Source organism: Halobiforma nitratireducens JCM 10879 (genome assembly GCF_000337895.1).
GTDB classification, from domain to species: Archaea; Halobacteriota; Halobacteria; order Halobacteriales; family Natrialbaceae; genus Natronobacterium; species Natronobacterium nitratireducens.
Window position 1 is genome coordinate 1 of sequence record NZ_AOMA01000096.1, and the last position, 23,585, is coordinate 23,585.

Genomic DNA, 23,585 nt, shown 5'->3' on the forward strand with positions numbered 1-23,585 from the left:
GTTCGGAATCCGCTTCGTTCCGACCTGACCCTACCGTTGTATAGCGGTTCTTGACAGTTCAAAGTACGTATTGGAAACTCGAACTGGAGTGTCGAACGTGGGCTGATTCCAAGTTGTCGGATTCATCCTGCGGCTATAGTGCCTAGCGTAACTTCTGAAGGTATCCACCAAGGTGCTCGTCAATCCATGAGGCTGCGAAACTCAGTTGAGTCGTAAGTTGCTCAAAGAGCCCAGTGAGGAGAGCGCGGTATTCTGCCGCGCTCTCCACGATCAACGGCGATGCTTCCCATTTGAGGCTCTTCCAGACCTGCTCGATTGGGTTGAGATCAGGTGAACCAACTGGGAGAAACACGAGATCAATGCCCAGTTGGTGGGCTCGTCTACGTGTATACTCACACACGTGTGACGAGAAGTTGTCCAAGACGAGCAGAATCCGCTGGCCCGGATTCTGCTCGCGGATCCCTTCGAGACAGCCACAGATCCGTTCTTTCTCTTGATTGGCCGGAAACTGAATGACACTCTCACCGGAGAGTGCGTAGAACCCGACCGCTGGTTCGTCTAACTTCACCAGCGGTCGGGTGATATGTGGATCATCCACGGTGTAGAGCCGCTGTGAGTTGTCCCATGGTTGGGGATGCGATCTATCGAGAAACCCAAGGACGGTTCCGCCATCCGTGCGGATTTCCTCGTCAACGACCCACCCTTCTTCGTCATCTCCCTCGCGTTGGTTGTGCGGCTCATCAGCCTCCTCGTCGAACGCGTCGCCGACGCGTTCGTCGAGAATCTCTTCGGCGTTTTCTGGGCGTGATGGACGCTTCGTCCGTGGAATTGCGTAGGAAAGACCGAGATCTTCGAGGAACGTACTCAGGTATACCGGATGAAATTCTACGTCGAATTCTTCATTGATGAGATGCTGAATCTCCTGTTTCTTCCACGGTTGCCCGTCACGAAGTAGTTCCAAGAGGCGGTCTCGTTGGTCCTCGCCGAGCTTCGGGGGCCTACCGCCCCCGAAGTCCGGCATCAGTAGTCCGAGACCGCCCTTGTTCCACCGTCGAGCCCAGCGCGTTCCTGTCGCGGAGGACCTGCCGACGTCATCGGCAGCGTCCTCCAGCGTTGCTCCCTTGTAGACTCGTTTGATGAAGATCAGCCGCTCAGTGAGTTTCTCATCAGTAGACTCCGCAAGAAGTCGATCGAGATCGTCCTCACTGAGGTGACGGACGATCTCTTTGCGGCGATCTCCAGGCATACTCACATATCAGATGCCACCTTCATAACTTCTCCTGACCACTAAAGCCGCAGGTATTCTCCTTGATTTCGTATAAATTCTATACATCTCTGATAGTTGGCTGCTGTACTACATACCCGCGCCGATCAAGCAGACACCGGCTTATTCTACGTCGCGACGCATCGCGATTTCGAACCAGGGACAGAGCCGAAGCTGCCGGTACCAGTCGGGGTTGGAGTGGAGTCGCTCGTAGGGGGCCCACATCAGCCCGGCCACCTCCTCCTCGTTCGGATCGAGGCTGCGGTCGGAGAGGGTCAGTTGCAACACGGCACAGACCTCGTGTTCGACGCCCGCGTTCTCGAAGTACCGTTTGTACTCGAACCGATCCGTCAGGCGCAGCTCGTCGTACTGATCGGGGGTGATCCCGAGTTCCTCCTCGAGTCGCTGTCGGGTCGCCTCTTTCTGGCTCTGGCCCTGAACGGGGTGGGAAGCGACCGTCCCATCCCAGTAGGTCCCCCAGAGACGCTTTTCGGGGGCCCGCTGGGCGAGCAGAATGTTCCCCTCACCGTCGAACACCAGGGAAGTAAACGCCCGATGGCGGATTCCATCGCCAGTGTGGGCCTCGAGTCGGTTGACGGGTTCGAGCTCGTTGTCGTCCTCGTCGACGGCGATGACATCCTGTTCGGCGTTTTCGTGCTGTAGGTCCGGTTCGTGGGAGTCCTCGCTCGTACTCATATCACCACAATCGGAGAGGTGCCTAAAACCAGTATCGCCTCCATTCGTTGCGCTTCGCGTCCCGTCTCGGGCCAGGGCACACAGTTCCCTCTCGCCGAGGGCGGTCGTCACCGAAAAATACCGTCCTCCCGTACCACCGTGTATGCTCGCGGTCGACCTGCACGCCCACACGCGGTTCTTCCACGGTCGTCGTCGGCTCGGCGATCGATTCGATCCCTACGGCTATCGAGCGCTCGCCAGCGTCATCGACCGACGTGGGCTCGACGGCGTCGCGACGACGAACCACGATTACGCGACGCAGTTCTCCGAAACGACCGGAAGCACGGTGACGACGATTCCCGGCATCGAAGTCTCGACCACGCACGGACACGTGCTCGTGGTAGGTCCTGATCCACCGACCGAAACGGTCCCACTCGAGTACACCCCCGCCGAAGTGGTCGAACTGGCCCACGAACGCGACTGTGCGGCGATCGTCGCCCACCCCTACCGCTCGAGTTCGGTGCTCGAGGCGTTCCCCGACGTCCCGTTCGATGCGGTCGAGATCAACGGTAAACATCCGCGGACACGCCCACTGGTAGAATCGCTCGCAAGCGAACACGACCTGCCGATCGTCGCCGGCAGCGACGCACACTTCCCGATCGAAGCGGGTACGGCGTACACACTGATCGATGCGGACGTGTTGACGCCGACGACGCTGGTCGAGGCGATCCGGGATGGACGGGTCGAACCTCACGTCGCGAGCGGGCCGTTCGAACGGCTGTTGCGTCGCGGCTATCGTCGGGTCCACGAACGGAAGTATCCGGAGGGCGTCCTCGGCCAGTCGCGGCCAAGAGAGCGAGAGATCGGGGACACCGTCGCCGACTCGAGGAACGAAACCTGAATCGAAGGCGGTGACGGCAGTGGTAACGGGAGCCTATCGTCAACAGTACCGTCCTCGGCTCCGGCGTTACCGACTCGATACAAGAACCGATTACTCGCACAGGTCTTCGTACGAGAAAATAACTAACGGCTGGTAGGAGTGAGTTACCGCTCGATGAGCCAGCAACTGACACGGGGTAAAAGAGTGGATCGGACGGACCCTGACGACGTCGATCCCGTTCGCGTCGAATCGGACAGTGAGTCGGGACTCACCGCGACAGTCTTCGATACGATCCACGGAATAGAGCCAAACCGGTGGAACGGAGTGGTCGACGGGTCGGACCTCGGGACCGTCTTCCATCGCTACGAGTGGCTCGAGGCGATCGAGACCGGCATCGGCTACCCTGCCCGCCACGTCGTCGTCGAGAAGGATTCGAACCCGATCGGGCTCTTTCCGAACTTCGTCGTCGACATTCCGAAGACGCCGTTCGAACGCTTGACTTCTGTGTATCCGGGGTTCGGCGGTCCGCTGCTGACCACGGACGTCTCCGAATCGCTGTCGCTTCTGCTCGATCTCGTTCCCGAACTCTGTTCGGGGCGGACGGTCGTCCACGAGGTCAGGGCCTGTAACACGAACTTTCTCCGGTACGACGAGCACATGTCCGCGAGGGGCTACGACTCCGAACGCCTCGAAGGACGGTTTCTCCTAAACCTGGAGAAAGGGTACGACGACCTCCGCGCCGAGATGGATAGTTCGAAACGGCGGGCGATCCGCCGAGGACGGGAGACCGACCACGAGATCGTCGAAGAAGAATTGACGCGGTCGAATCTGCGGCGGTTCTATCAAAAGTACTGCGAACACATGACCAATGTCGGCGGGACGATCTACCCGGTTGCCTTTTTCGAGCAGTTGGCAGCGATGGACGACCGCGTTCTGCTCTTGACGCTCCGTCTCGAGGGCGAGTACGCGGGCGGCTTTCTCGAACTGCTCGATGACGAACAGTCGTCGGTCCATGGCTTCTTTTCGGGACTTCCGGCCGAGTACTTCGAGTACCACGCCTCCGAATTACTCTACGACTATCTGTTCCGGTGGGCCATCGAGAACGGGTACGAGACCTACGACTTCGGCGGCGCGGGAGCGAACTTCGAGGACGGCGCTTTTCGGTTCAAAGAGGAGTTCGGTGGCGACCTAGTTCCGAACGTCTACTGGGAGCGGGGGACGAGTCCGTTCTGGCGGCTGATCGACGTAGGACGGTCGCTGTACGGTCGGTACGACAAGTAACGCAGGCTACCGCGACAGTCGAATCGGCCCGTCAACCCAGTTGTTCCTCGAGTATCAGTCTGGTTTTCGTGCTTACGACTTCCTCCTGGTTGCGGGCTTTGGTGATGAGGTCGTTCACCCCGCGCGTGTCCGCGGCGTCGACGACCAACACGATGTCCTGCTCGCCGGAGACCATCCAGACGAGGTCGACCTCCGCCCACTCGGCCATCCGCTCGGCGACACCGTTCGTGTCGACGTCGACGGCGACGCCGATCTCGAGCATCGCCTGTACGTTTCCGGTTCGGGTCGAGATCGTGAACCGTTCGATGACCCCGTCGTCCATCATCCGTTCGACGCGGTTACGGACGGTTCCTTCGCTGGTGCCGATCTCGTCGGCGATCTCGGTGTAGGGCGTGCGGGCGTCTCGCCGGAGAATATCGAGTATCTGTCGGTCCAGGTCGTCCATGGAGATACGAGGCTACGACGACACGGCACTTACCGATTACGAATTTCGTAACTGAGTTTCGAAGACAACACTTATTGTGGTGGGATCGGTACGTAGTTCGTAATGACAGAGGCCTACGTTGCGCTGGAGGGTGGCCACGTAATCGAGGGACGTGGTCGTGCTCCGGGAACTGCTCGCGGCGAACTGGTTTTCACGACGGCGTACACTGGTTACGAGGAGAGTCTGACCGATCCCTCCTACGAGGAGCAGGTCCTGACTTTCTCGTATCCGCTGATCGGCAACTACGGAGTCCGCGAGGAACGGTTCGAAGACGATCGCGTCCACCCACGTGCGGTGCTCGCGAAGGAACTGACCGAAGACGTTGCCGACTGGCTCGCAACCGAGGACGTGCCCGCAATCGACCATCTCGACACCCGTCAGGTCGTCACCGACATCCGCGACGGTGGAGCCATGAAATGCGGCATCGCTGTCGGCGAGGATGTCACCGAGGAAGACGCCCTGGCCGAACTCGAGCAGTGCAAGGCGATGAGCGAACACACCGACATCGGTACACAGGTCAGCGTCGACGAGCCGGTCGTCCACGGCGCGGACAACGACGGCGAGACCGTCGCGCTGGTCGACTGTGGCGCGAAGGGTTCGATCGTCGACTCGCTGATCGCCCGCGACGCGGAAGTCCACGTCCTCCCTTACGACGCCGCCGTCGAAGACGTCGAAGACGTCGATCCAGACGTGTTGTTTATTTCGAACGGCCCCGGCGACCCGGCCAACTACGAACAGGCTATCGAACTCGTCCGGGAGTTCGTCGAGGACACGCCCGTCGCCGGCATCTGTCTCGGCCAGCAGATCGTCGCCGAGGCGCTTGGTGGCACCACCGAGAAGATGAACTTCGGCCACCGTGGCGTCAACCAGCCCGTCCTCGACCTCGAGTCGGGCCAGGTCGTTATGACGACCCAGAACCACGGCTACACCGTCGACGAGCCCGGTGACCACCTCGAGGTCACCCAGATCAACGTCAACGACGACACCCCCGAAGGCCTGGACGGAATCGAGTACGACGTCCTCACCCGCCAGTACCACCCCGAGGCCAACCCCGGCCCCGAGGACACCCTCGAGTTTTTCGACGACGTCCTCGAGATGGCCGACCAGCGAGCAAAGCGGGCAGTTCCTGCGGACGACTGACTCTCGCCGTTCTCTCCGTTGCCAGCCGTTCTCTTCTGTTCCCTATCCAAGACCCTCTTTCAGTAGCTATCGCTCGGTATCCGTGACTGCCGATCGAAAGAACTCGAGGGACGCGGAAGCTTCGAACGTCGAATCGCAAAACGGAGACGACGAAACGAGCCCGATTACGGGTCTGTTACGTTACTCCTCGGCGAAACCGTACGTCACCGTCGTCGACGCGGAGACGCTGACCGGATCGGCGTCGATATCGGTCGAGGCACCCGCATCGTCCGCCTCGGCGACAGTATCGTACGCAGTCCGGTGACTGACCGAGTGGACTTGCACGTCGCTCGTGGCGACCGACTCCGTTCCGGTGAGCGCTACCCCCCGGTTGGCGGCGATGTGTTCGGCTTCCTCGTCGGCATTCGCGAGTGCCTCGTCGATTGCGTCCTTCCGGAGTTCGTCCCGCGTTTCCTCCTGGAGGGTAAAGTTCACCCGACCGATATCGTCGGCACCGGCCTCGACGGACGCGTCGATGACCTCGCCGACGCGGTCGACATCGTCTATCGTCACCTCGAAGGAGTGAGAGCCGCGAATCTCCTCGATTTCGTCGTCGGGTCCCGGGATGGGCCTGACGCGGTAACGTCCCTCTTCGACGTTGTCCGCTGGAATTCCCAGGTCGTCGAACGTCTCACGCAGGTCGTCGGCACCTGCGGCCAGTTCGTCGGTGACGGTCTCGGCGGATTCGCCGCGCGCTTCTACGCCGATGCTGACCGTCGCCTTGTCGGGTTCGGTCTCGACTTCGCCGCTCGTGCTGACGGTGATCTCGTTGTCGGCGTCGCTCCCGCCTTCGCTCGAGTCTGCGGGATCGTCGTCGGTTGCGCTTCCGATACAGCCTGCCAGGGCGGCCACAGCGCCGACGCCCGACGCCGCGAGGAACTGTCGTCGATCCATATTCGGACTCTCGAACGGGACCTAAAAAGCATCTGTCCAAGGTGAAAGGGGTCTTTGACCGTGGACGATCCCGAGTGAGCGGTGTTTCTCGGCCGTGGTTCGTCCGTCGTCTGTCCCCGATCGTCCTCGATCGTCCTCGATCGTCCTCGGTCGTCCTCGAGAGGCTACAGAGCAGCGATCAGAGTCTCTAGATTGGTGGAGGCTGTGCTGGAAGACCCGGCCCGGTCAGTCTTCGACGACGTGTGCGACAGCAAACCAGGATTCCACGTAGGATTCGATCGCGAGGAAGATCACGAGGAGGTTCCCGAGCGCTGCAAGCAACAGACTCACGAGCCCGAGCCAAAGCGGAGGGTTCCGGATGGCAACCGGCAGCGCCAACGTAACGCCCGTAACGGCACCACAGCCCAGAAACGTGTACAGCACGTACGTCCCAACGGAGGGGCGATCGCTCGGCAAGACCTCGATGCGGGGCGTCGCCATAGACGGTCGCACGACCGGTCCGGATGTAAATGTCTCGGTCGGAACGTGAAGGGAAGAAACAACTCGAGAGCGGACAGCTGTTCTCACTCCGAACCGTGGAGTCATCGCGTCCGAACGACCGCTGGCCAGTGAACACCATCGCGACATCGACCGTTTTCTCGTCGGGTTCGCTCGCGCCGCTCGCTCACCACGCCTCCAAAATCTCGACAAAAACCGCTCATTCACTCCGTTCGTTCGCGGTGTACAGCACCCGTATCGGTTCTCGTCGTTCTCTCGGCTTCCGAACCGCGGACCGCTCGCCGTGTCAGTCGTGTCTGAACGACCGCTGGCCAGTGAACACCATCGTCATCCCGTGCTCGTCCGCGGCCTCGATCACGTCCTCGTCGTTGACCGAACCGCCCGGCTGGATCACCGCTTCGATGCCCGCGTCCGCGGCCTCTTCGATACCGTCCGGGAACGGGAAGAAGGCGTCCGAGGCCATCACGGCTCCCTCGGCGTCTTTGCCGTCTGCGTGCTCGTCGGCTTTCATCGCCGCGAGTCGGACCGCGTCGACGCGGGACACCTGTCCCATGCCGATACCGACCGTCTCCGTGCCGTCGGCAAAGAGGATGCCGTTGGACTTGACGTGCTTGAGCGTCTGCCAGGCAAAGACCATCGACTCGAGTTCCTCGTCGCTCGGTTCCCGTTCGGTAACGACTTCGAGATCGTCGACCGAGATCGACTGAAGGTCCCGCTCCTGGACGAGTCGACCGCCGACGAGCGGCTTTTCGGTAAAGCGTTCCGTCCGCTCGTCGTCCAGTTCACCCACGTCCAGCACCCGCAGGTTCTCCGTCTCGCAGAGTATCTCGAGTGCGTCGTCGGTGTAGCCGGGGGCGACGACGATTTCTTTGAACGAATCGACGACGTTCTCGGCAGTCGCGGCGTCACACTCGCGGTTCAGCGCAACAATCCCGCCGAACGCGCTCTGGGGGTCCGTCGCGAGGGCCTTCTCGTAGGCCGCTGCGAGCGAATCGGCGGTCGCACAGCCCGCCGGGTTGGTGTGTTTGATGACCGCGGCCGCGGGTTCGTCGAACTCCTTGATCAGGTTCAGGGCTCCGTCGGCGTCGTTGTAGTTGTTGTACGAAAGGTCCTTCGCGCCCTCGTTGAGCTGGTCGGCGTGGACGACGCTTGCTTCGTCACAGGTGTAATCGGCGTAGACCGCGGCGTCCTGGTGTGGGTTCTCGCCGTACCGAAGGGTATCGGCGCGATCGCTCGAGACGAGTCGGCGAGCCGCCAGCCCGTTGTGCTCGCCTTCGTCGGTCGTTGCGACGTCGGTATCGACCGTCACCTCGGCCGATTCGAAATCCACGTCTACGGCACCCTCTGCGAACCATTTCACCGCACGCGGGTATGCACGGAACTCACCCTCGTAGAGGACTCGCTTCTTGAGACTGTCCTCGTCGTCGCCCTCGTAGACCGGGATCGGCTCCTGGGTGACGATCGGGCCGCCGTCGACCTCGCCCTCGAGGACCGTCCCGTCCTCGTCGGTCGCGTCGGTGACGACGTGGACCGTACAGCCCGTCACCGAAACGTCGGCCTCGAGCGCGTCGCCCCAGGCGTCCATGCCGGGGAACGACGGCAACAGGGAGGGGTGGACGTTCAGCGTCGTCGGCTGGGACTCGAGGAACGTTTCCGAGAGAATCCGCATGTAGCCGTCGAGACAGACCAGCTCGTACTCGTAGTCGGCCAGCGCCTCGTTGACGGCCTCCTCGTGCTCTTGGCGGCTCATTCCCTCGGCGAGCGGAACGACCTCGGTCGGGATTCCGCGCTCGGCTGCAGCCTCGAGGACCGGTGCATCGTCGTCGGTAGTGAGGACGACGGCGAGTTCGGCCCCGCCCGGCCGTCGATCGGCGATGTTCAACAGGTTGCGCCCTCGGTTGCCGGCCATCCCGGCGATTCGCGTCATGGGCGTATGCCCAGTCGCGAAGGGGAAAGCCGTTGCGGTCTCTCTCCCACTTGTATCCACCATCTTGTATAGATTAGCTGCGACACGTCCGTCGTGTCCTCGAGGTATACACGCTCGTGGCACTTTCGGGGTCACGTTTCGACACTCTTTTGCACCGCGCTGGAAAGACTCGCACCATGACGGAGACCGACGCTCTGTACGCCGTTTCGCCGCTGGACGGCCGGTACAGCGGCCGGACCGCACCGCTGTCGCCGTACGCGAGCGAGGCCGCGTTGATGCGGGCCCGCGTCCGCGTCGAAGTCGAGTATCTGATCGCGCTGGCCGACCTCGAGGCGACGCCGCTGGCGATCGATCTCGAGGAACGAGAACTCCTGCGGGGGCTGTACAAGCACTTCGCCGAGGAAGACGCGCGACTGATCAAGAAACTCGAGACGGAGGGCCACGCCGACTTCGAGGCGACGAACCACGACGTGAAAGCGGTGGAGTATTTCGTTCGCCACCAGCTCCCCGCCGACAGCGACGCCGGCCCCTGGATTCACTTCGGGTTGACTAGCGAAGACGTGAACAACCTGGCCCACCGGCTGCTGGTCCGAGACGCCGTTTCGGAGGTTCTGCTTCCGGAGTTGTACGAGGTCCGCGACGCTCTCGCGGAGATGGCCCGGGAGTACCGGGATCTGCCGATGCTCGCCCGTACCCACGGCCAGCCCGCGACACCGACTACGTTCGGCAAGGAGATGGCCGTCTACGCCTCCCGCCTCGGCCACACGACGGGCCGAGTCCACGCGGCGGCTGACGAACTCAGCGGCAAGCTCGGCGGCGCGTCGGGCACCTACGCCGCCCACGAAGCGGCCTATCCGGACGTGGACTGGCAGGCTTTCGCCGAGACGTTCGTCACTGACCTCGGCCTCGAGTTCGAGCCACTCACGACGCAGGTCAACCCCTGTGACGACCTCGCGGCGCTCTTCGACGCGTTCCGTGGGACCAACGACGTCCTGCTGGATCTGGACCTGGACATGTGGCTCTACGTCTCCGACCGGTACCTCGGACAGGAGGCCGTCGAGGGTGAGACCGGGTCGTCGACGATGCCTCACAAGGTCAACCCGATCGACTTCGAGAACAGCGAAGGCAACCTCTCGAAGGCGAATTCGGACCTCACCTTCCTCGCCGACTACGTCACCACCTCGCGACTCCAGCGTGACCTCTCCGATTCGACCGTCAAGCGCAACGTCGGCGCGGCCTTCGCCCACTGCCTGATCGGCTACACGAAGACGGCTGCGGGCCTCGAGAAGGTGGTCCCCAACGAGCAAGTTATGCGCGAAGACCTCGAATCCACTCCGGAGATCATCGGCGAAGCCGTTCAGACGATTCTGCGCCGTGAGGGACAGGAAGACGCCTACGAGCAGGTCAAAGAGTTGACCCGCGGCAAGCAGGTCACGCTTTCGGACTTCCGAGAGCTGTTCGACGACCTCGAGGTCGACGAGGAGGTTCGCGAAGAACTGGCCGACCTGACGCCGACGGACTACGTCGGTGTCGCGAGCGACCTCGTCGACGATCTGGAGTAGGGTCGCCGCTGACGCTGGTTCCAGCGAGAACAGCGAGAACAGCGAGAACGCCAACGTCTGGACCAACGCGCGTACGCTCGAGTGGCAGGCCCCCGAGGGTGGCCTGCCGAGGACGGGACAAGACAACGTGTCCCGCCCGGGAGCCACACTGACTTCAGAAGGCCGGCAGCCGACCGGCGACCGTCCACGCGGGGATGTCCGTCCGTGACGGGCGCTGGTCTGTGGCTAGCACGACCCCACGACTGAACTCGTGGGAGAAGTCAGTCTCAGTTACACTCACTTCATTTCCTCACACTCACTTCATTTCCCCTCATTCACACTCGAGACCATCCACTCCCGTAACTTCGAATCGTGCGCCGCCCCACCCTTCCGTCGGCTCCACAGCCTCGATCCGCCACCCGTGTGCGCCGACCGCCTGCTCGACGATGCTCAGCCCGAGTCCGGTGCCGTCTTCGGCGTCCGTATAGCCAGTCTCGAACACCTGATCGCGCTCGTCCGCCGGAATCCCCGAGCCGTCGTCCTCGAGCGCGAAGCCCTCCGGGAGGTCGACGACGGCGACGGTGTCGGCGTCGCCGTGTTCGATCGCGTTCCGAAAGAGGTTCTCGAGGAGTTGTCGCAATCGCGTCGGATCGGCGCGAACCGTCCGATCGGTGTCGACGGTAAGAGCGGCATCTCCGGTATCGACCTGGTCCCAGCACCGCCGACAGCTCTCCGCGAGCGGGATCGGTTCCGGATCGATCGCGTCGTCGCCTTCGCGGGCGAGCGTGAGCAGGTCCTCGACCAACGTCTCGATGCGCTCGAGTGAGTGCTCGACCTCCGCGAGGTGATCGCTGTCGGACTCCGCGCGAGCGAGTTCGAGGTGGCCGGACGCGACGTTCAGGGGATTTCGGAGGTCGTGGGAGACGACGCTTGCGAACGCCTCGAGGCGCTCGTTCGTCTGCTCGAGTTCCAGCCGCGCCCGGTGTCGCTCGAGTTCGTAACTCACCCACTGGTTCATCAGCCGGACGATCGTCCGCTCGGCGTCCGTGAACGAAGTCTCATCCGGATCGGTGCCGGCAAAGCACAGCGTCCCGTACAGTTCGCCGTCAGTCGTGACGCGGGAGCCGATGTACCGGCCGAGATCGAACCGACCGTGCGCCGCTCCGCCTTCGAGGGCCGAGTCGGTAACGTCGGGAATCGCCGTCAGTCCGTCCGTCTCGAGCGTCCGTCGGCAGTAGGTCTCGGAGAGGGGACAGCAGGTCCCCGTCTGGAGTAACTCGTGGGTCCCGTGGGCCTCGATGATCGTCTGAGTTCCGTCGACTGGACTGCCATCGACCGTGGCCGACTCGCCCGCGCTCACCTCCATCTGTGGATCACCACCGCTCTCGAGGTCGATCCGGGCCAGGAAACCGTACGGAAGGTCGAGCCGGTCACAGCCCAACTCGAGCATCCGAGCGACCTTCTCCTCGAGTTCGAGTCCGGGGTCCGTCGTGACATCGTACAGCTGCTGGAGGAAGTCGACCGTCGCCTGGCGTTCTCGTTCCTCTCGCTTTCGGTCGGTGATGTCGGTCAAGGTTCCGGGGAACCGGATAGGATCTCCATCTTCGTCGGACTCGATGTGTCCACGAGCGAGCACCCATCGGACCTCGCCGTCGGCGTCCCGGACGCGATACTCTTCCTCGTACTCGCCGGAGCCAGGGTCAGAGCCGGAGCCGGAGATTGCCTCTTCGACCGCCGCTTCGACGCGTTCGCGATCCGCCTCGTGTATCGACGAGATGAATCGCTCGAGGGAGACGCCCTCCCGGGCGGCGTCGGGATCGACGCCGAATGTCCGTGCGAACTCCGGTCCGGCCACCAGCCGATCCTCGGGGACGTGCCACTCCCAGGTGCCGATCGCACCGGCCTGGATCGCCGCCTCGAGTTGGCGTTTTGTCTCGCGAAGCTCCTGTTCCCGTCGCTTTTCCCCGGTGATCTCGGTGACGAATCCGGCGATCCGAACGACGGCTCCGGTGCCGTCTCGAATCGGCTCTCCTCGAACCCGGACCCATCGCTCGAACTCCGTTCGCGGATCGACCCGGTAGTCGATCTCGAGGGACTCGCCACTGGACAGGGCGTCCATCGCTTCCCTGACGTGCTCGCGGTCGTCCGGATGGATTCCCTCGAGAAAGTCGGTCGGATCGTCCCGTAACGCCTCGACGGACCGGCCCCAGAGTTCCTCGTAGGCGGAGTTGACGAAGTGCAGTTCCTCCCAGTCGCCCGAAAAGACGTACAGGACCCGACCCGTGTTCTCGGCCAGTTCGGTCAGCAGCCGCTCCGATCGTGTCACGGATGGGGTGTCGACGCCCTCCTCGATTCGCTCGGCGAGCGTGCCCAGCCGGTCGTCGCTCGACTGCCGACCGACGTACCCCGATGCCCCGCGAGCGACGGCCTCGCCCGCGAGTTCTTCGGAGCCGTTCGCGGGGTAAAAGACGATCGGGAGCGACGGATTTCGATCCCGGGCGGGTCCGACGAAGTCGATGCCCTCACGATCTGCGAGCGTATCGCCGACGACGAGGCAGTCGTGCTCGCCCGCGGCGAGTCGTTCCAGTGCATCCGCGCCGCTGGCGGCGCGTTCGACGGTGATCGGCACCGCCTCGGACTCGAGTCGGGCCGCGATCGAGTTGGCATCCGGGGCGTCGTCGACGTACAGTACCGACGGATGGTCTGTCATGGAACGATGAGTCGGGGAACTTCCCAGATGCGTTTCGAGCGGGGCCTATAGGATTCTTCGGCTAGTGTCTGCCAGAGAACACGTCGTCGATCGATCTCCCGACAGGAACAGCCGAAACGCCTCACACTCCGATCACCCAGTTTCCCGGCCGTTCCCCATCGGTCGGCCACGGTTCCCGCGTTTCCCGACCCCTGTTTCTGTCGGGCGATCGGCCGTGCAGCGAGTTCAGTGACCACAGCAAAGCGAGACGAGGACCTCCTCGAGCGTATCCGCCGCAGCCTCGAGGTCCGCGAGTCGTACGTACTCACGTTCGGCGTGAGCGACGCCGCCTTCATCGTCGGCGAGTACGCCCGGCCCGAAGACGACCGTCGGCGCGTCGGACGCGAAGAAGCCGGCCTCGGTCGCCGCGCCGAACGGGCGGACCTCACCGCCGCTTGCGTCCTTCATCGTCTTCACGAGTCGGTCGGCGGCGTCGGTCACGAACGCCCGCGGGAACGGCGTGTCCGGGCGGACGAGATCGACGGACACCTCGAGAGCAGTCCCGTCTGCCACCTCGCGCTCGAGAACGGCCTGCAGGTCCGCGCGAAACGAGTCCGCGGTCTCCGGTGGAACCGAGCGGCGATCGAACGTCACCTGACACGTCCTGGGGACGCGGTTGGGTGCTTCGCCCCCCTCGAGCATCGTCGCCGTCAGTTTCGGCGCGCCGAGCACCTCGTCCTCACCCGGCCCGGCCGCGTCGTCGTACTCGCGGAGCGCTTCGAGAACGTGCTCGAGGCCGAAGACTGGGTTTCGTTCGGCGGGGACGCTGGCGGCGTGGCCGCTCTCGCCTTCGATCGTGACTGTTCCTTCGCACTGGCCGCGGGCGGCGATGCAGACATCGCGATCGGTCGGTTCGCCGACGATGTAGCCGTCGGCCGAGAGCCGGTCCTGTAGTCCTGCCGCGCCGGTCATCAGCGTCTCCTCGTCGGGCGTAATCGCCAGCGTTAGTTTCCCTGCTGTCGGTTCGACCCGTAGAAATGCCGCGAGCAGGGCTGCGAGCGGCCCCTTCGCGTCGCAAGCGCCGCGCCCGCGGACGACATCGCCGTCGCGTTCGTAGGGGACGTGTGGCGCGACGGTGTCGATGTGGGTGTTCAGGACGAGATGGGGTTCGCCGTCACCCTTGCTCGCGAGAACGTTCCCCAGGTCGTCGATTTCGGGCTCGAGGCCGGCGTCCTCGAGCGTCTCCACCAGCAGTTCGCGCATCTCGCCGACATCCTCGTGGGAGGGGGTCGATACGGCATCGGCGTGGAAAGCAGCAATATCGAAGCACATTGTGGGTTTTCGTCGATCTCGTCGACGAATCGTGGCTACCCGTCGTTCCCATTGGCGGGTGATAAGCACAGCCTTTCGTTCGATAGTGCGGCTCTGCCGTCGTCCTGTCCGGTCCGGTATCTGTCGAACGAACGTTATTTCCTGTTGTGCTTTCAATCGTGTGTCATGCCCCCCGACAGACGAACGGTTCTCGCAATCTGCGGGACGGGCGCAGCAACGGCGCTCGCTGGGTGTGCCGACGCTCGTGCGTCGACTAGAGACGTCGTCTCTCCACACGACCCGATCGAGGCGTCGCTGAATACCAAACGGGTGTTCGGCGTCCGGAACGACCACGCCTACGAACTGTTCAACGCACACCCGTTCGCGGACGAGGACCTTCCGCTCGAGGAGAACGACGCGCCGGCAGTCTTCCCGCAGCGTATCGAACCCGAAACGTATCCGGGAATTCCTGACGGAGCACACGTCGCACCGATGGTCCCCGACGAAGTCGTCGTCTATCCTGCGTACGAGGATACGCTCGAGGACGAGGCCGCGTATTCGATCCCCGAGCCACCGCTCACCGTCGAATCACTCGTGACCGATCGACTGCGGGAGTCGTTCGACGAGTTCATCTTCGACGGTCGGATAACGGTCGCCGAGCGCGACGACGCCGACTCGGTAAACGAAAGAACGGAGACGGGCTACAGATTGAGCCGCGATACCTTCGACACCCTCCGTATCGGTGATCGGTTCCGGTTTCGGCCCTCCTACAGCGAACCGGGATACGTTGGCGACGTTCTCGAACGGTGGACGGAGTACTGATTACTCCTCAAGTCGCGTCACGTCCTCGAGCGTCTCGCGCCGTCGCGCGACGCGGGCCTCGCCGTCCTCGAGTGCGATTTCGGCGGGACGGGGCTGGGAGTGGAACTGATTTGCCAGTTCGTAGCCGTACGATCCCGCGTTGCCGATTGCCAGCACGTCCTCGCGTTCGGGTTCGGCGATCGGCCGGTCGTGGGCGAAGACGTCCGCGCTGGTACAGACGGGGCCGCCGACGGTTGCCTCGATCGGCTCGCGGTCGGGCGCGGAGACGTTCAGCATCGGGTGGTAAGAGCCGAACATCGCCGGCCGGATCAGCGTCGAGAGGCTGGCGTCGACGCCGACGACGGTCGTGTCGGGTGCCTCCTTGATCGTGTTCACGGTCGTCAGGATCAGCCCCGCGTCCGCGACGATATAGCGGCCGGGCTCGAGTTTGAGCTGTGCCTCGAGGTCGCCGACAGCGTCGCGAACCATGTCCGAGGTCTTCTCGAGGTCCAGTGGCTGTTCGTCCTCGCGGTACGGAACGCCGTAGCCGCCCCCGACGTCGACGAACTCGAGTTCGTCGTCGCCGACGCGACGGGCCATCTCGCCGACGCGTTCGATGGCGCGGCAGTGGTCCTCGAGGTCGTCGGTCAGGACGCCGCTGCCGGCGTGGGCGTGGATGCCGACCAGGTCGAACTCCTCGCGGACGCGGTCGGCGACCTCGGGAACGCGCTCGTAGGGGATGCCGAACTTCGCGTCCGCGCCGGTCGCGACTTTCTCGTGGTGGCCAGTCCCGATGCCGGGGTTGATGCGGATGGCAATCCGGCCGTCGTAGTCCCGTTCTTTCAGGCGCTCGAGCGTGTCGAGCGCGCCGATCGTAATCGTCAGTCCCGGGTTGTCGGCCCCGAGCTCGGCGGCGTAGTCGAGGTCGTGAGCCGGCGGGTTGACCGCGGTGTACTGCAGGTTGTTCGGGTCTGCACCGGCGTCGATCGACCGCTGGAGTTCACCCCAGGCCGCACACTCGATCGTCCCGCCGGCCTCGAGGACGGCCTCGAGCACTGCCTTGCCCGTGTGGGCCTTCGCGGCGTACATCACGTCGGCGTCGGGAAACGCCTCGGAGAAGCGGGTGTAGTTCTCTTTCACCCGATCGAGACCCATCACGTACAGCGGTGTCTCGTACTCCGCCGCGAGGGACTCGAGACGCTCGACATCCCAGTCGTCCAGCCGGCGAACTGCCGGCGAGTCCGCGAGGTCGGTCATTACCCGCTTCAAGTGACCGCGAGGATTCAAGGGTTTGGGTTTGGGTGCCGCGTTGCGCTTCGAGTCGGCCTCGAGTTGCTCGAGGCGGTCGTGGAGCTGCTCGAGGGAGGGGTGGAGCTGCTGGTGGTTGGCCTGGGATTGCTGGTGGTTGGCTGATGACTGCTGGTGGTTGGCTGGCGAGGCATCCGTCTCAGTGGGGTGGTCTGCTGGCATCGATTGGAAAGTGGGGAGGCGCGGCTGGCGAGCGATACGCTGGGGCCGGTCGTGGCCGTCGGAGACCGCCTGCTGGCAGACTGGCCAGCGTGGCAGTGGGCAGAGACAGTCGTGGGCAGCGACAGGAACGGGTCCCTCCAGGTGACTATCAGCACAGTCGTCGGACTCGAGGCGGCTGCCCCGACAGTCGTCGGGGGTCCCCGGGGTTGCCACTACGACCCGGCGAAGTAGCCGCCGGATCGACCGGCGGGGCCGTGCAGGCGGACGGCGAGATTCGAGATGAGGAGCCGGCTGGTTTCTCGCCACTCGCCGTCGCGACGTTCGTGGGTGATCCGACGTGCGTCCTCGGTGTCGTCGCTCTCGCCGGCATCGTCATCGGTACCGTCCGCCCCGGTCACGCGGTAGGTCACGCGCTGGCGACGGCCGTCCATCGTCGTGTACTCGACCGTGAGTTCGAACGTGGCCGGGGAAGTCGTCTCGCGGCCCCCGTCGGTCGCTAGCCGCGGCTCGAGCTCGTCCAGCAGGCGTCTGCCGTCGCCGTCGTGGGTGTCGGTTCCGTCAGCCGTGTCGATCCCGTGGTTGGTGTTGCTCTCGTGGTCGGTGTTGTACCCGTCAGCTGTGTCATCCCCGTCGTCACCCTCGAGAGCGACACCGCACTCGAGGCGGGCGGCACACGTTCGGCAGTGAGAGCCGTCGGGCGTGACGACCCCTTTCCAGTCCGTACAGCCCGGCGCGTCGCAGGAATAGGGTTCGTGGTTCGCGGGCTCGGCCGGTCGGCTCGAGCGGGCGCGTCGATCGCGATCGGACGCGTCTCGAGTGCCTGGTGTCGTGTATTGGGGTGGGTTATCGGCTCGAGTCGTCGCACACGAGCGGCAGGCGGGCTCGTTGCGCCGGTCGTCGTACCCGTGCGGGGTCGCGCCGCAAGCGCAGCGAGCGTCAGATCTTTTGGGTGGTGATGCCTCTTGCCGTGTGTGGGGCGTAGACCCCACGTTAACTCCTGAGTTCATACTGACTCCGAGGAGTTACCTTCTGGGCGGCGTGCCAGCGCCGCCCGATCTCACAGACCGACAAGAGCCATCTTCAGCCGAGTTGATAACTCCTCACAGATCACTAATGACCTAACGTTGCATAAATGTACTGCTGTGTCTAAAAGGCACTATCCGGGTCAAATAGGGGTGAATACGGCGTAAAGGGTACGCGAATGCGAAAATCTGGGTCATGGATGACGATCTGGGACGATCGTATACTCGAGTACATACGAGAAGAGGAGTCAGGGTCGCCTAAGGAACTCGATGAGAGTGGATACGTACGAGTCTCTAAATCGCATATCTCTCGTCGTCTTCGGAAGCTTGCAGAGCATGGGTTGTTACGACACCTCGGAAACGGAGTCTATGTAATCACAGATCAAGGTGAGGCCTATCTTGATGGCAAATTAGACACGAGCACTGATGCATCCGAATTCTCACTCGATACGTCAGAAAGCACTAATAGTGGGTCGGAAAGATCGGATCACGCTGAGTGAGTCAATGGCGACGAGGAAACGCAACGTAGACGCACTCAATGACCCGTACTCGAGACTTCAACGAGTGACGAGTTGGCCGGCGCGTCGCGATAGTCGTCGATCGTGCGGATGGTCGTCGCAAGATCTTGCGGGACCGGCGTCTCTCGGAACTGGTCGCCTTTCCTGTGCAAAATCTGGAGCATCGTTCCAGCGTCAGTATCGACGATGTCCTCGGGAACAACGTCGAGCACTTCGTGTGATCGGAGCCCGCAGCGCGCCCCGAGCGCGAAGGCGATCCGCTGCTGGGTTCCATCGGCAGCCTCGAGAAGTGCCGTCACTTCGTCCTGACTGAGCCACACCTTCATGTCGTCGCGCTTCTCGTGCTGTTGGGGATTCATGTGTCCGTGATGCCTGTATTCCGGACAAAAACCGCCAGCAATCTAGTTTTTTCGGTGGTGCTCGAGGGCCGAATCGGGGTGATTCTGTCCGAGAGCTACGGAGCTCTCAGACAAGCCGCTGCATCGTGACCTATGCGTATTTAGCGGGCTGGGTTAGCGAGTGCTAAGAACTCTAACGTGATGAGCGCTATCAAACAAACGACAATGAACTGCCCTACGACTTCTATATTTCCAGCAGCCCTCTCGTTCAGAGCAATCTGAAGCGCATCAACAAGGATCAGCACGATAATTAGAGCAGTCTCTGCACCAGCGATTCCAAAAACCGCCATAATTTGTTTCATATATAGATATATTCAATTCACTAACTAATAAAGTCTGATGTGGGTTCATGAACCCACCAAATAACTAAAGGAGGATCTCCGATTATGTCGTACTTCTCGGACATGTTGTGCTCAACGTTACGTACTTCTTGGGCGATCTGTGACCGTAATCTGCTATTGGAAGTAGTCAGTCGCGTTTCTCCCCTTTGTTTCTGATTTCGTTGAACAACCACTCGGAGAATGTATCGGCGACCAGTTCCGGTTCGGTATCTTCCATGTAGAGATAAACCGGCGGATCGTCGCCGTCTTCGGTGTTGAAAAACCAGAACGAGGACCCCTGTAGCCCACGAAAGACGAAATCGGTTTCCTTCAGTGAGAATTCGAGATCGTCCCACCGTTCGATGCTGTCTTCGGCAAATTCCCGCTGATACTTCGGAGCGGGATAGGTGAACTCACTGCCCCGAAGAAACCCGTTGGTGCTCTTTCCGATGTGGAGCATACAGGATCTGTACGCCGCTGGGAGTTCAACGCCGAATTCAGCTTCCAGTTGCGCGAGCTCCTCGGTGGTACAGCCTTCGATCTCGTTTGTCGGTCCATAGCCGTGCTCGGCCAGCAATTCCAGGGCTCTTTCACCGACTGTGTTTGATTCTTCTGGCATGTTAGTTTGACCTCATATCTGGGTCGTGACTCACCTTCACGTCTACACCAGTGTAGTCAGACTCGAATAGGTCGACGAGTTCGTCACAGCCTGCATCACAGGGAGGACGTTCGGTAAAGAGAAGGACCTCTCCTTCGGTTGTTTCAGGATCATATTCTTGAGCCACGTGTTCGAGGAGTTTGGGTTCGGTACACCACATAGCAGCAGGATCCATATTATTCTCGTCACTCCGATGGTCGTAGTGACGTTCGTCTTTGTAGGGTCCTGGTAATAACGGATTTTTCTCTTCGTCTTCGTTCGACCGGCGTTTCCCGCTCGCAACGGCTACTGTCAACGTTGATTCGTTCAGACGGAGGATAGCAAATGAGACGTTTTGCTTGACTGAATGCGGTGGGTCTGTATTGTCCCGTTCTGGCAACCCGTCGATCTGTTTTCGCATATTTTCGGTCACTGTTCGTCCGACTTCGGAATTGATGGTCCCATCGCCATCAACGATGTCAGCGTTGCCGTCGATATAGTCCCGAATATCGAACAGTTCGGCGAGTTCATTGAGCGATTTGTTTGCTTTTGGAGTCCGTTGTATGTGGACATCGATACTAGCGATACTTTCCAGCCCGATTTCAGCCCCTTTCATCACCCGCTGGGCTTCTTTATCGGCCTCCCGTTCCAGTTGCGGATCGGGATCAACCTCGAGGTTGTTCCCTTCCTGGGGCATCATACTGACCGCCGCGCCGGTCTGCTGTTTGACGTGGGCGAGTTCGTGCGCTAACAGATGCTGCCCATCCGGACTCTCAGGATCGAACTCGCCAGAATTAAAGACGATGTCGTTGCCGCAGGTGAACGCTTTCGCGTCGATCGCCTCTGCTGCTTCCGCTGCCTTCGTACCCGTATGGATGCGAACGCTCGAGAAATCTGCATCCATTCGCTCCTCGAAGGTGCGCTGAAGCGGCTGGTTCAACTGTTTTCCGCCATCGCCGAGCACGTCGAGAACCGTCTCAGGGACCTCGTCCCGGGTGGTGTCAGTTCCCTCAAGCGCCCGTTGAATCTGATGTTCGCGTTTCGTCTCGAGATTAGCGACACCGCCTAGAGCCGTCTCGTGATCGTTGACAACTGGCTCGGGAGCCGCCGTGGCGTCCCCGACCAGTGGATCCGTGACTGCTCCTGGTGGATTCTTGACGACCGGATCCGTTAGAACCCCAGCCTGACTCTTCGGCGACCGCTGGGCCCCCCGTCCGCTTCTTGAGTCCGTCGTAGAGTCGGTCTTCGAGTCCGATTCGGATTTGGAACTGTCCGAATTGGTACTTGAGCATCGTTTTTTCTTCTTTTTCATCTATCGTCCCTCCTGTAGCGTTCTCCCGAACCGAGTCCAGTTCAGCTGGGGCCCACGAGTCATTTGCTTCTGGTTCATTCTATCGTAATATAATATTTTCCTATCGGACTATGTGTACTCCAGTTTAAACGTATAGGCCCCACCGGTGGTTCGACCGTTCTCGAGCGCGTTCGAGGGTAGTCGCCCCGTTTATGCTACACTTTTCGGGTAGTCGTTCGGATCGATCACAGATACTTCCCACGTCCCTGCATCTGTCTGCGTCACCCGTACCGGCTGATCTTTTACGTTCCCGTCCTCGTCAACCAATCCAAGCGCCCGAAGCTCGCTCTTCGGGAGCACGACACCGCCCGACGTACGACCAACTTGTGTCAACTGGTGGATCGGCATGGTACATCCTACCTGGTGCTGAAACCGTTTAAACATTAGTCTCACCAGTACGAGACTATGATATTCCGGACTGCTATCAACTTCCTCGAGTCCGTTCAGATATGGGTTCGACTGACCCTCCACCCGAGAGTAGCAAAGAGATCGACGAGGTGTACCACGACCGGAACCTGCTCGCAATCGCTTTCGCGAGGGCGATCCGGATCACCTGGGGTTCGAACACCGCCGGCTGGTACTGGCACGACGGCTGGCCGGTGGTCTGGGTCGACACGCCCGCCGGGCAGAAGTCCTGGCACGTCACCCCCGACCTCGAGGACATCTTCGACCGATCGTCCTTGAGTCCACCAGAGCCATGGATTGGGCAGCCGGCACCTGGCGGACTCGAAGGGCGAGCGTCGCTTCGGGAAGCACGACGACGGAAGCACCGCAGCGCAAGCGAGGAGCGCAGCGAGGCGCGCGACTGAAGCGACGCGAGGGCTTCGGAGGTAGGTTCACTGCGGTAGTCTGCTACTGCCAGGCCGATATCGTGGGCAACCTATGGTTGTGCATTTTATACGCTAAATGGTTGCACATAAACAAAGTTTCTGTCAGAATTATAGTCTATTTAACCAATAATCTGCCTTCTTCTCAAACAGATTTATTTCTCATACGGAATATGCTGTGAGTCATGACTCGAGTGACCGCTGAACGATTTTTCGGCGGGACGGACCAGCGGATTGAATATCTCCACTCCACTCTCCGATTCGTCTCGAGCCAGACCCCAACTGAACACGACCTAACCAACTGGATACTCGAGAACACGCCCGCAAACTCCAAATTAACCATCGAGAGAAACATCTCCTTTCTCGAGTCGATCGATCTCCTTGACCAGACCCCCGACGGCTACCAGCCCACGAACAAGGGCGAGGCCTTCTGGCGACACGACGAGCCCCTGGTAATGTACGAGGGGCTCGCAACGGCTGTCGACGGCTTCCGAGAAATCGCTCGAGCGATTCCGAACGGTCATCGAACGATCGACGCCATCCAGGACCACCTCCAGCAATCCTATCCCGATCACGAACTTCCGACAGGAGTCGTCTCGCGCCATCTCGAGTGGCTCGAGGCCCTCAACGTAGTCACCAACCGAGACGGAACCTATGCCATCCCGATCGAGGACGGCACGTTCGAGGTCGGTGAGACGTACAGCCGGTGGTTCATCCACGATGTCCTCGGGGGCGAACGATACAGAGGAATCTCGAGAACGAACGACCAGCCACTACTGTTCGTTTTCACTGGTGACGCCGGAGACGACCACGGCTACGAGGACGAGTTCCTCGAGGACGATACCTTCCTCTACACGGGTGAGGGAACCGTCGGCGATATGACGATGGACGACGGGAACGAAGCGATCCGGACCCACAAACAGAACGACGACACACTCCATCTCTTCGAGAACACGGCCCTCCCCTGGATCGTCACCTACCTCGGCCAGTACGAGTACGTCGGCCACCGCAGGACGGAGTTACCCGACGAGAACGGCGACTTGCGAGCGGCGTTTCGATTCCAATTAGCTCCCGTCGGCGGCACGGAGGTCGAACTCGAGACCACCCCAAACTCACTCTCGGAGCAGGAGCTCTTCGAAAAAGCAACGCAGAGCGCACCGACGCCAGCAGAACACGAACCCACGGCGACGTCCTCGAGCACCCGATCCTACCCCCGATCCGATATCGTCCGCAAATTCGCGCTGCGAGTCGCGGACGGCGTCTGCCAGGGCTGTGAGGAGGACGCCCCCTTCCTGAACGACCACAACGAGCCCTTCCTCGAGGTGCACCACCTCACGCGGCGGAGCGATGGCGGCCCGGACGCCCCGGCGAACGTGATCGCGCTGTGTCCGAACTGTCACCGACGGGTCCACGAGGGTCGTGACGGGGACGCGTTCAACCGCCGGCTGAAAGCGAAGGCCGCAGCGAGAACCGAAACCTACCGCTAACGGACGGTCTCGAGCGACAGCCCGTCCAGTTGATCGGCCCCCGAGAATTACGATCACTGTCGGCGGAGAGACGCCACACCGGTTCTCGATGACGGGGCACTTCGTCCTGTGTCGTATGGGTTCCCTGGAGC

Annotated in this window: 23 protein-coding genes; 8 read left to right on the forward strand and 15 right to left on the reverse strand. The window is 61.7% G+C overall.

Annotated features, from left to right (window positions below):
- Positions 1-142 precede the first annotated feature (142 nt).
- Both C446_RS09565 and C446_RS09570 read right to left on the reverse strand, forming a co-directional pair.
- Entirely contained in the window at positions 143-1,246 is a 1,104-nt protein-coding gene (locus C446_RS09565) for an IS630 family transposase (protein WP_006672885.1), read from the reverse strand.
- Between the two features lie 141 nt (positions 1,247-1,387).
- Positions 1,388-1,960: an NUDIX hydrolase gene (locus C446_RS09570; protein ID WP_006672886.1), complete on the reverse strand. Its 573-nt coding sequence runs from the start codon at positions 1,958-1,960 to the stop codon at positions 1,388-1,390.
- A gap of 142 nt (positions 1,961-2,102) precedes the next feature.
- Here C446_RS09570 and C446_RS09575 point away from each other — a divergent pair, with 142 nt between their 5' ends.
- Together C446_RS09575 and C446_RS09580 are read left to right on the forward strand one after the other, a co-directional pair.
- On the forward strand, positions 2,103-2,840 hold the full coding sequence (locus C446_RS09575; protein ID WP_006672887.1) for a PHP-associated domain-containing protein: 738 nt from the start codon (positions 2,103-2,105) through the stop codon (positions 2,838-2,840).
- Between the two features lie 153 nt (positions 2,841-2,993).
- Positions 2,994-4,100 carry a GNAT family N-acetyltransferase gene (locus C446_RS09580; protein WP_049920140.1) on the forward strand — a complete coding sequence of 369 codons (1,107 nt, stop codon included), beginning with the start codon at positions 2,994-2,996 and terminating at the stop codon, positions 4,098-4,100.
- Positions 4,101-4,131: 31 nt separating this feature from the next.
- On the opposite strand, the gene C446_RS09585 is transcribed toward C446_RS09580, so the two are convergent.
- The gene (locus C446_RS09585; RefSeq protein ID WP_006672889.1) at positions 4,132-4,545 is read right to left on the reverse strand and encodes an Lrp/AsnC family transcriptional regulator; all 414 of its coding nucleotides are present in this window, start codon (positions 4,543-4,545) and stop codon (positions 4,132-4,134) included.
- Positions 4,546-4,647: 102 nt separating this feature from the next.
- Here C446_RS09585 and carA point away from each other — a divergent pair, with 102 nt between their 5' ends.
- Positions 4,648-5,724: a glutamine-hydrolyzing carbamoyl-phosphate synthase small subunit gene (carA, locus tag C446_RS09590; RefSeq protein ID WP_006672890.1), complete on the forward strand. Its 1,077-nt coding sequence runs from the start codon at positions 4,648-4,650 to the stop codon at positions 5,722-5,724.
- A gap of 180 nt (positions 5,725-5,904) precedes the next feature.
- On the opposite strand, the gene C446_RS09595 is transcribed toward carA, so the two are convergent.
- The 3 genes from C446_RS09595 to purH all read right to left on the reverse strand — a co-directional run bounded on the left by C446_RS09595 (position 5,905) and on the right by purH (position 9,082).
- The gene (locus C446_RS09595) at positions 5,905-6,657 is read right to left on the reverse strand and encodes an SIMPL domain-containing protein (protein WP_006672891.1); all 753 of its coding nucleotides are present in this window, start codon (positions 6,655-6,657) and stop codon (positions 5,905-5,907) included.
- 225 nt (positions 6,658-6,882) lie between these two features.
- On the reverse strand, positions 6,883-7,137 hold the full coding sequence (locus C446_RS09600; protein ID WP_006672892.1) for a hypothetical protein: 255 nt from the start codon (positions 7,135-7,137) through the stop codon (positions 6,883-6,885).
- Positions 7,138-7,441: 304 nt separating this feature from the next.
- A complete protein-coding gene (gene purH, locus C446_RS09605; protein WP_006672893.1) occupies positions 7,442-9,082 on the reverse strand; it encodes a bifunctional phosphoribosylaminoimidazolecarboxamide formyltransferase/IMP cyclohydrolase in 1,641 nt (546 codons plus the stop codon).
- 176 nt (positions 9,083-9,258) lie between these two features.
- On the opposite strand from purH, the gene purB reads away from it, so the two are divergent.
- Complete coding sequence (gene purB, locus C446_RS09610; protein WP_006672894.1) at positions 9,259-10,644, forward strand: adenylosuccinate lyase; 1,386 nt, start codon at positions 9,259-9,261, stop codon at positions 10,642-10,644.
- 310 nt (positions 10,645-10,954) lie between these two features.
- On the opposite strand, the gene C446_RS09615 is transcribed toward purB, so the two are convergent.
- Complete coding sequence (locus tag C446_RS09615) at positions 10,955-13,333, reverse strand: PAS domain-containing protein (protein WP_006672895.1); 2,379 nt, start codon at positions 13,331-13,333, stop codon at positions 10,955-10,957.
- A 225-nt stretch (positions 13,334-13,558) separates the two neighbouring features.
- Positions 13,559-14,644 carry a M20 family metallopeptidase gene (locus C446_RS09620; protein WP_006672896.1) on the reverse strand — a complete coding sequence of 362 codons (1,086 nt, stop codon included), beginning with the start codon at positions 14,642-14,644 and terminating at the stop codon, positions 13,559-13,561.
- A 165-nt stretch (positions 14,645-14,809) separates the two neighbouring features.
- On the opposite strand from C446_RS09620, the gene C446_RS09625 reads away from it, so the two are divergent.
- Complete coding sequence (locus C446_RS09625; protein WP_006672897.1) at positions 14,810-15,445, forward strand: hypothetical protein; 636 nt, start codon at positions 14,810-14,812, stop codon at positions 15,443-15,445.
- Here C446_RS09625 and lysA read toward each other — a convergent pair whose 3' ends face one another.
- Both lysA and C446_RS09635 read right to left on the reverse strand, forming a co-directional pair.
- A complete protein-coding gene (gene lysA, locus C446_RS09630; RefSeq protein ID WP_006672898.1) occupies positions 15,446-16,681 on the reverse strand; it encodes a diaminopimelate decarboxylase in 1,236 nt (411 codons plus the stop codon).
- A gap of 425 nt (positions 16,682-17,106) precedes the next feature.
- On the reverse strand, positions 17,107-17,901 hold the full coding sequence (locus tag C446_RS09635) for a hypothetical protein (RefSeq protein WP_006672899.1): 795 nt from the start codon (positions 17,899-17,901) through the stop codon (positions 17,107-17,109).
- Between the two features lie 194 nt (positions 17,902-18,095).
- Here C446_RS09635 and C446_RS20455 point away from each other — a divergent pair, with 194 nt between their 5' ends.
- Complete coding sequence (locus C446_RS20455; RefSeq protein ID WP_006672900.1) at positions 18,096-18,416, forward strand: helix-turn-helix domain-containing protein; 321 nt, start codon at positions 18,096-18,098, stop codon at positions 18,414-18,416.
- Between the two features lie 35 nt (positions 18,417-18,451).
- Here C446_RS20455 and C446_RS09640 read toward each other — a convergent pair whose 3' ends face one another.
- The 5 genes from C446_RS09640 to C446_RS20600 all read right to left on the reverse strand — a co-directional run bounded on the left by C446_RS09640 (position 18,452) and on the right by C446_RS20600 (position 21,488).
- Positions 18,452-18,793, reverse strand: a complete 342-nt coding sequence (locus C446_RS09640; RefSeq protein ID WP_006672901.1) for a site-specific integrase — start codon at positions 18,791-18,793, stop codon at positions 18,452-18,454.
- Positions 18,794-18,933: 140 nt separating this feature from the next.
- Entirely contained in the window at positions 18,934-19,134 is a 201-nt protein-coding gene (locus C446_RS09645) for a hypothetical protein (RefSeq protein ID WP_006672902.1), read from the reverse strand.
- A 166-nt stretch (positions 19,135-19,300) separates the two neighbouring features.
- Complete coding sequence (locus tag C446_RS09650; protein ID WP_049920137.1) at positions 19,301-19,771, reverse strand: SMI1/KNR4 family protein; 471 nt, start codon at positions 19,769-19,771, stop codon at positions 19,301-19,303.
- Between the two features lies 1 nt (position 19,772).
- The gene (locus C446_RS20000; protein ID WP_083861103.1) at positions 19,773-21,101 is read right to left on the reverse strand and encodes an eCIS core domain-containing protein; all 1,329 of its coding nucleotides are present in this window, start codon (positions 21,099-21,101) and stop codon (positions 19,773-19,775) included.
- 189 nt (positions 21,102-21,290) lie between these two features.
- A complete protein-coding gene (locus C446_RS20600; RefSeq protein WP_006672906.1) occupies positions 21,291-21,488 on the reverse strand; it encodes a hypothetical protein in 198 nt (65 codons plus the stop codon).
- 101 nt (positions 21,489-21,589) lie between these two features.
- Between C446_RS20600 and C446_RS20005 the strand changes: the two genes are divergently transcribed.
- Both C446_RS20005 and C446_RS09670 read left to right on the forward strand, forming a co-directional pair.
- Positions 21,590-21,949 (forward strand): hypothetical protein, encoded by a 360-nt coding sequence (locus C446_RS20005; protein WP_006672907.1) that lies wholly within the window; start codon positions 21,590-21,592, stop codon positions 21,947-21,949.
- A gap of 203 nt (positions 21,950-22,152) precedes the next feature.
- Entirely contained in the window at positions 22,153-23,454 is a 1,302-nt protein-coding gene (locus C446_RS09670; RefSeq protein WP_006672908.1) for an HNH endonuclease, read from the forward strand.
- The last annotated feature ends 131 nt before the right edge of the window (positions 23,455-23,585 follow it).

Coding starts and splice junctions, on each gene's coding strand:
- C446_RS09565 (WP_006672885.1), bottom strand. CDS start 1,246: ATGCCTGGAGATCGCCGCAAAGAGATCGTCCGTCACCTCAGTGAGGAC.
- C446_RS09570 (WP_006672886.1), bottom strand. CDS start 1,960: ATGAGTACGAGCGAGGACTCCCACGAACCGGACCTACAGCACGAAAAC.
- C446_RS09575 (WP_006672887.1), top strand. CDS start 2,103: ATGCTCGCGGTCGACCTGCACGCCCACACGCGGTTCTTCCACGGTCGT.
- C446_RS09580 (WP_049920140.1), top strand. CDS start 2,994: ATGAGCCAGCAACTGACACGGGGTAAAAGAGTGGATCGGACGGACCCT.
- C446_RS09585 (WP_006672889.1), bottom strand. CDS start 4,545: ATGGACGACCTGGACCGACAGATACTCGATATTCTCCGGCGAGACGCC.
- carA (WP_006672890.1), top strand. CDS start 4,648: ATGACAGAGGCCTACGTTGCGCTGGAGGGTGGCCACGTAATCGAGGGA.
- C446_RS09595 (WP_006672891.1), bottom strand. CDS start 6,657: ATGGATCGACGACAGTTCCTCGCGGCGTCGGGCGTCGGCGCTGTGGCC.
- C446_RS09600 (WP_006672892.1), bottom strand. CDS start 7,137: ATGGCGACGCCCCGCATCGAGGTCTTGCCGAGCGATCGCCCCTCCGTT.
- purH (WP_006672893.1), bottom strand. CDS start 9,082: ATGACGCGAATCGCCGGGATGGCCGGCAACCGAGGGCGCAACCTGTTG.
- purB (WP_006672894.1), top strand. CDS start 9,259: ATGACGGAGACCGACGCTCTGTACGCCGTTTCGCCGCTGGACGGCCGG.
- C446_RS09615 (WP_006672895.1), bottom strand. CDS start 13,333: ATGACAGACCATCCGTCGGTACTGTACGTCGACGACGCCCCGGATGCC.
- C446_RS09620 (WP_006672896.1), bottom strand. CDS start 14,644: ATGTGCTTCGATATTGCTGCTTTCCACGCCGATGCCGTATCGACCCCC.
- C446_RS09625 (WP_006672897.1), top strand. CDS start 14,810: ATGCCCCCCGACAGACGAACGGTTCTCGCAATCTGCGGGACGGGCGCA.
- lysA (WP_006672898.1), bottom strand. CDS start 16,681: ATGACCGACCTCGCGGACTCGCCGGCAGTTCGCCGGCTGGACGACTGG.
- C446_RS09635 (WP_006672899.1), bottom strand. CDS start 17,901: ATGAACTCAGGAGTTAACGTGGGGTCTACGCCCCACACACGGCAAGAG.
- C446_RS20455 (WP_006672900.1), top strand. CDS start 18,096: ATGCGAAAATCTGGGTCATGGATGACGATCTGGGACGATCGTATACTC.
- C446_RS09640 (WP_006672901.1), bottom strand. CDS start 18,793: ATGAATCCCCAACAGCACGAGAAGCGCGACGACATGAAGGTGTGGCTC.
- C446_RS09645 (WP_006672902.1), bottom strand. CDS start 19,134: ATGAAACAAATTATGGCGGTTTTTGGAATCGCTGGTGCAGAGACTGCT.
- C446_RS09650 (WP_049920137.1), bottom strand. CDS start 19,771: ATGCCAGAAGAATCAAACACAGTCGGTGAAAGAGCCCTGGAATTGCTG.
- C446_RS20000 (WP_083861103.1), bottom strand. CDS start 21,101: ATGAAAAAGAAGAAAAAACGATGCTCAAGTACCAATTCGGACAGTTCC.
- C446_RS20600 (WP_006672906.1), bottom strand. CDS start 21,488: ATGCCGATCCACCAGTTGACACAAGTTGGTCGTACGTCGGGCGGTGTC.
- C446_RS20005 (WP_006672907.1), top strand. CDS start 21,590: ATGGGTTCGACTGACCCTCCACCCGAGAGTAGCAAAGAGATCGACGAG.
- C446_RS09670 (WP_006672908.1), top strand. CDS start 22,153: ATGACTCGAGTGACCGCTGAACGATTTTTCGGCGGGACGGACCAGCGG.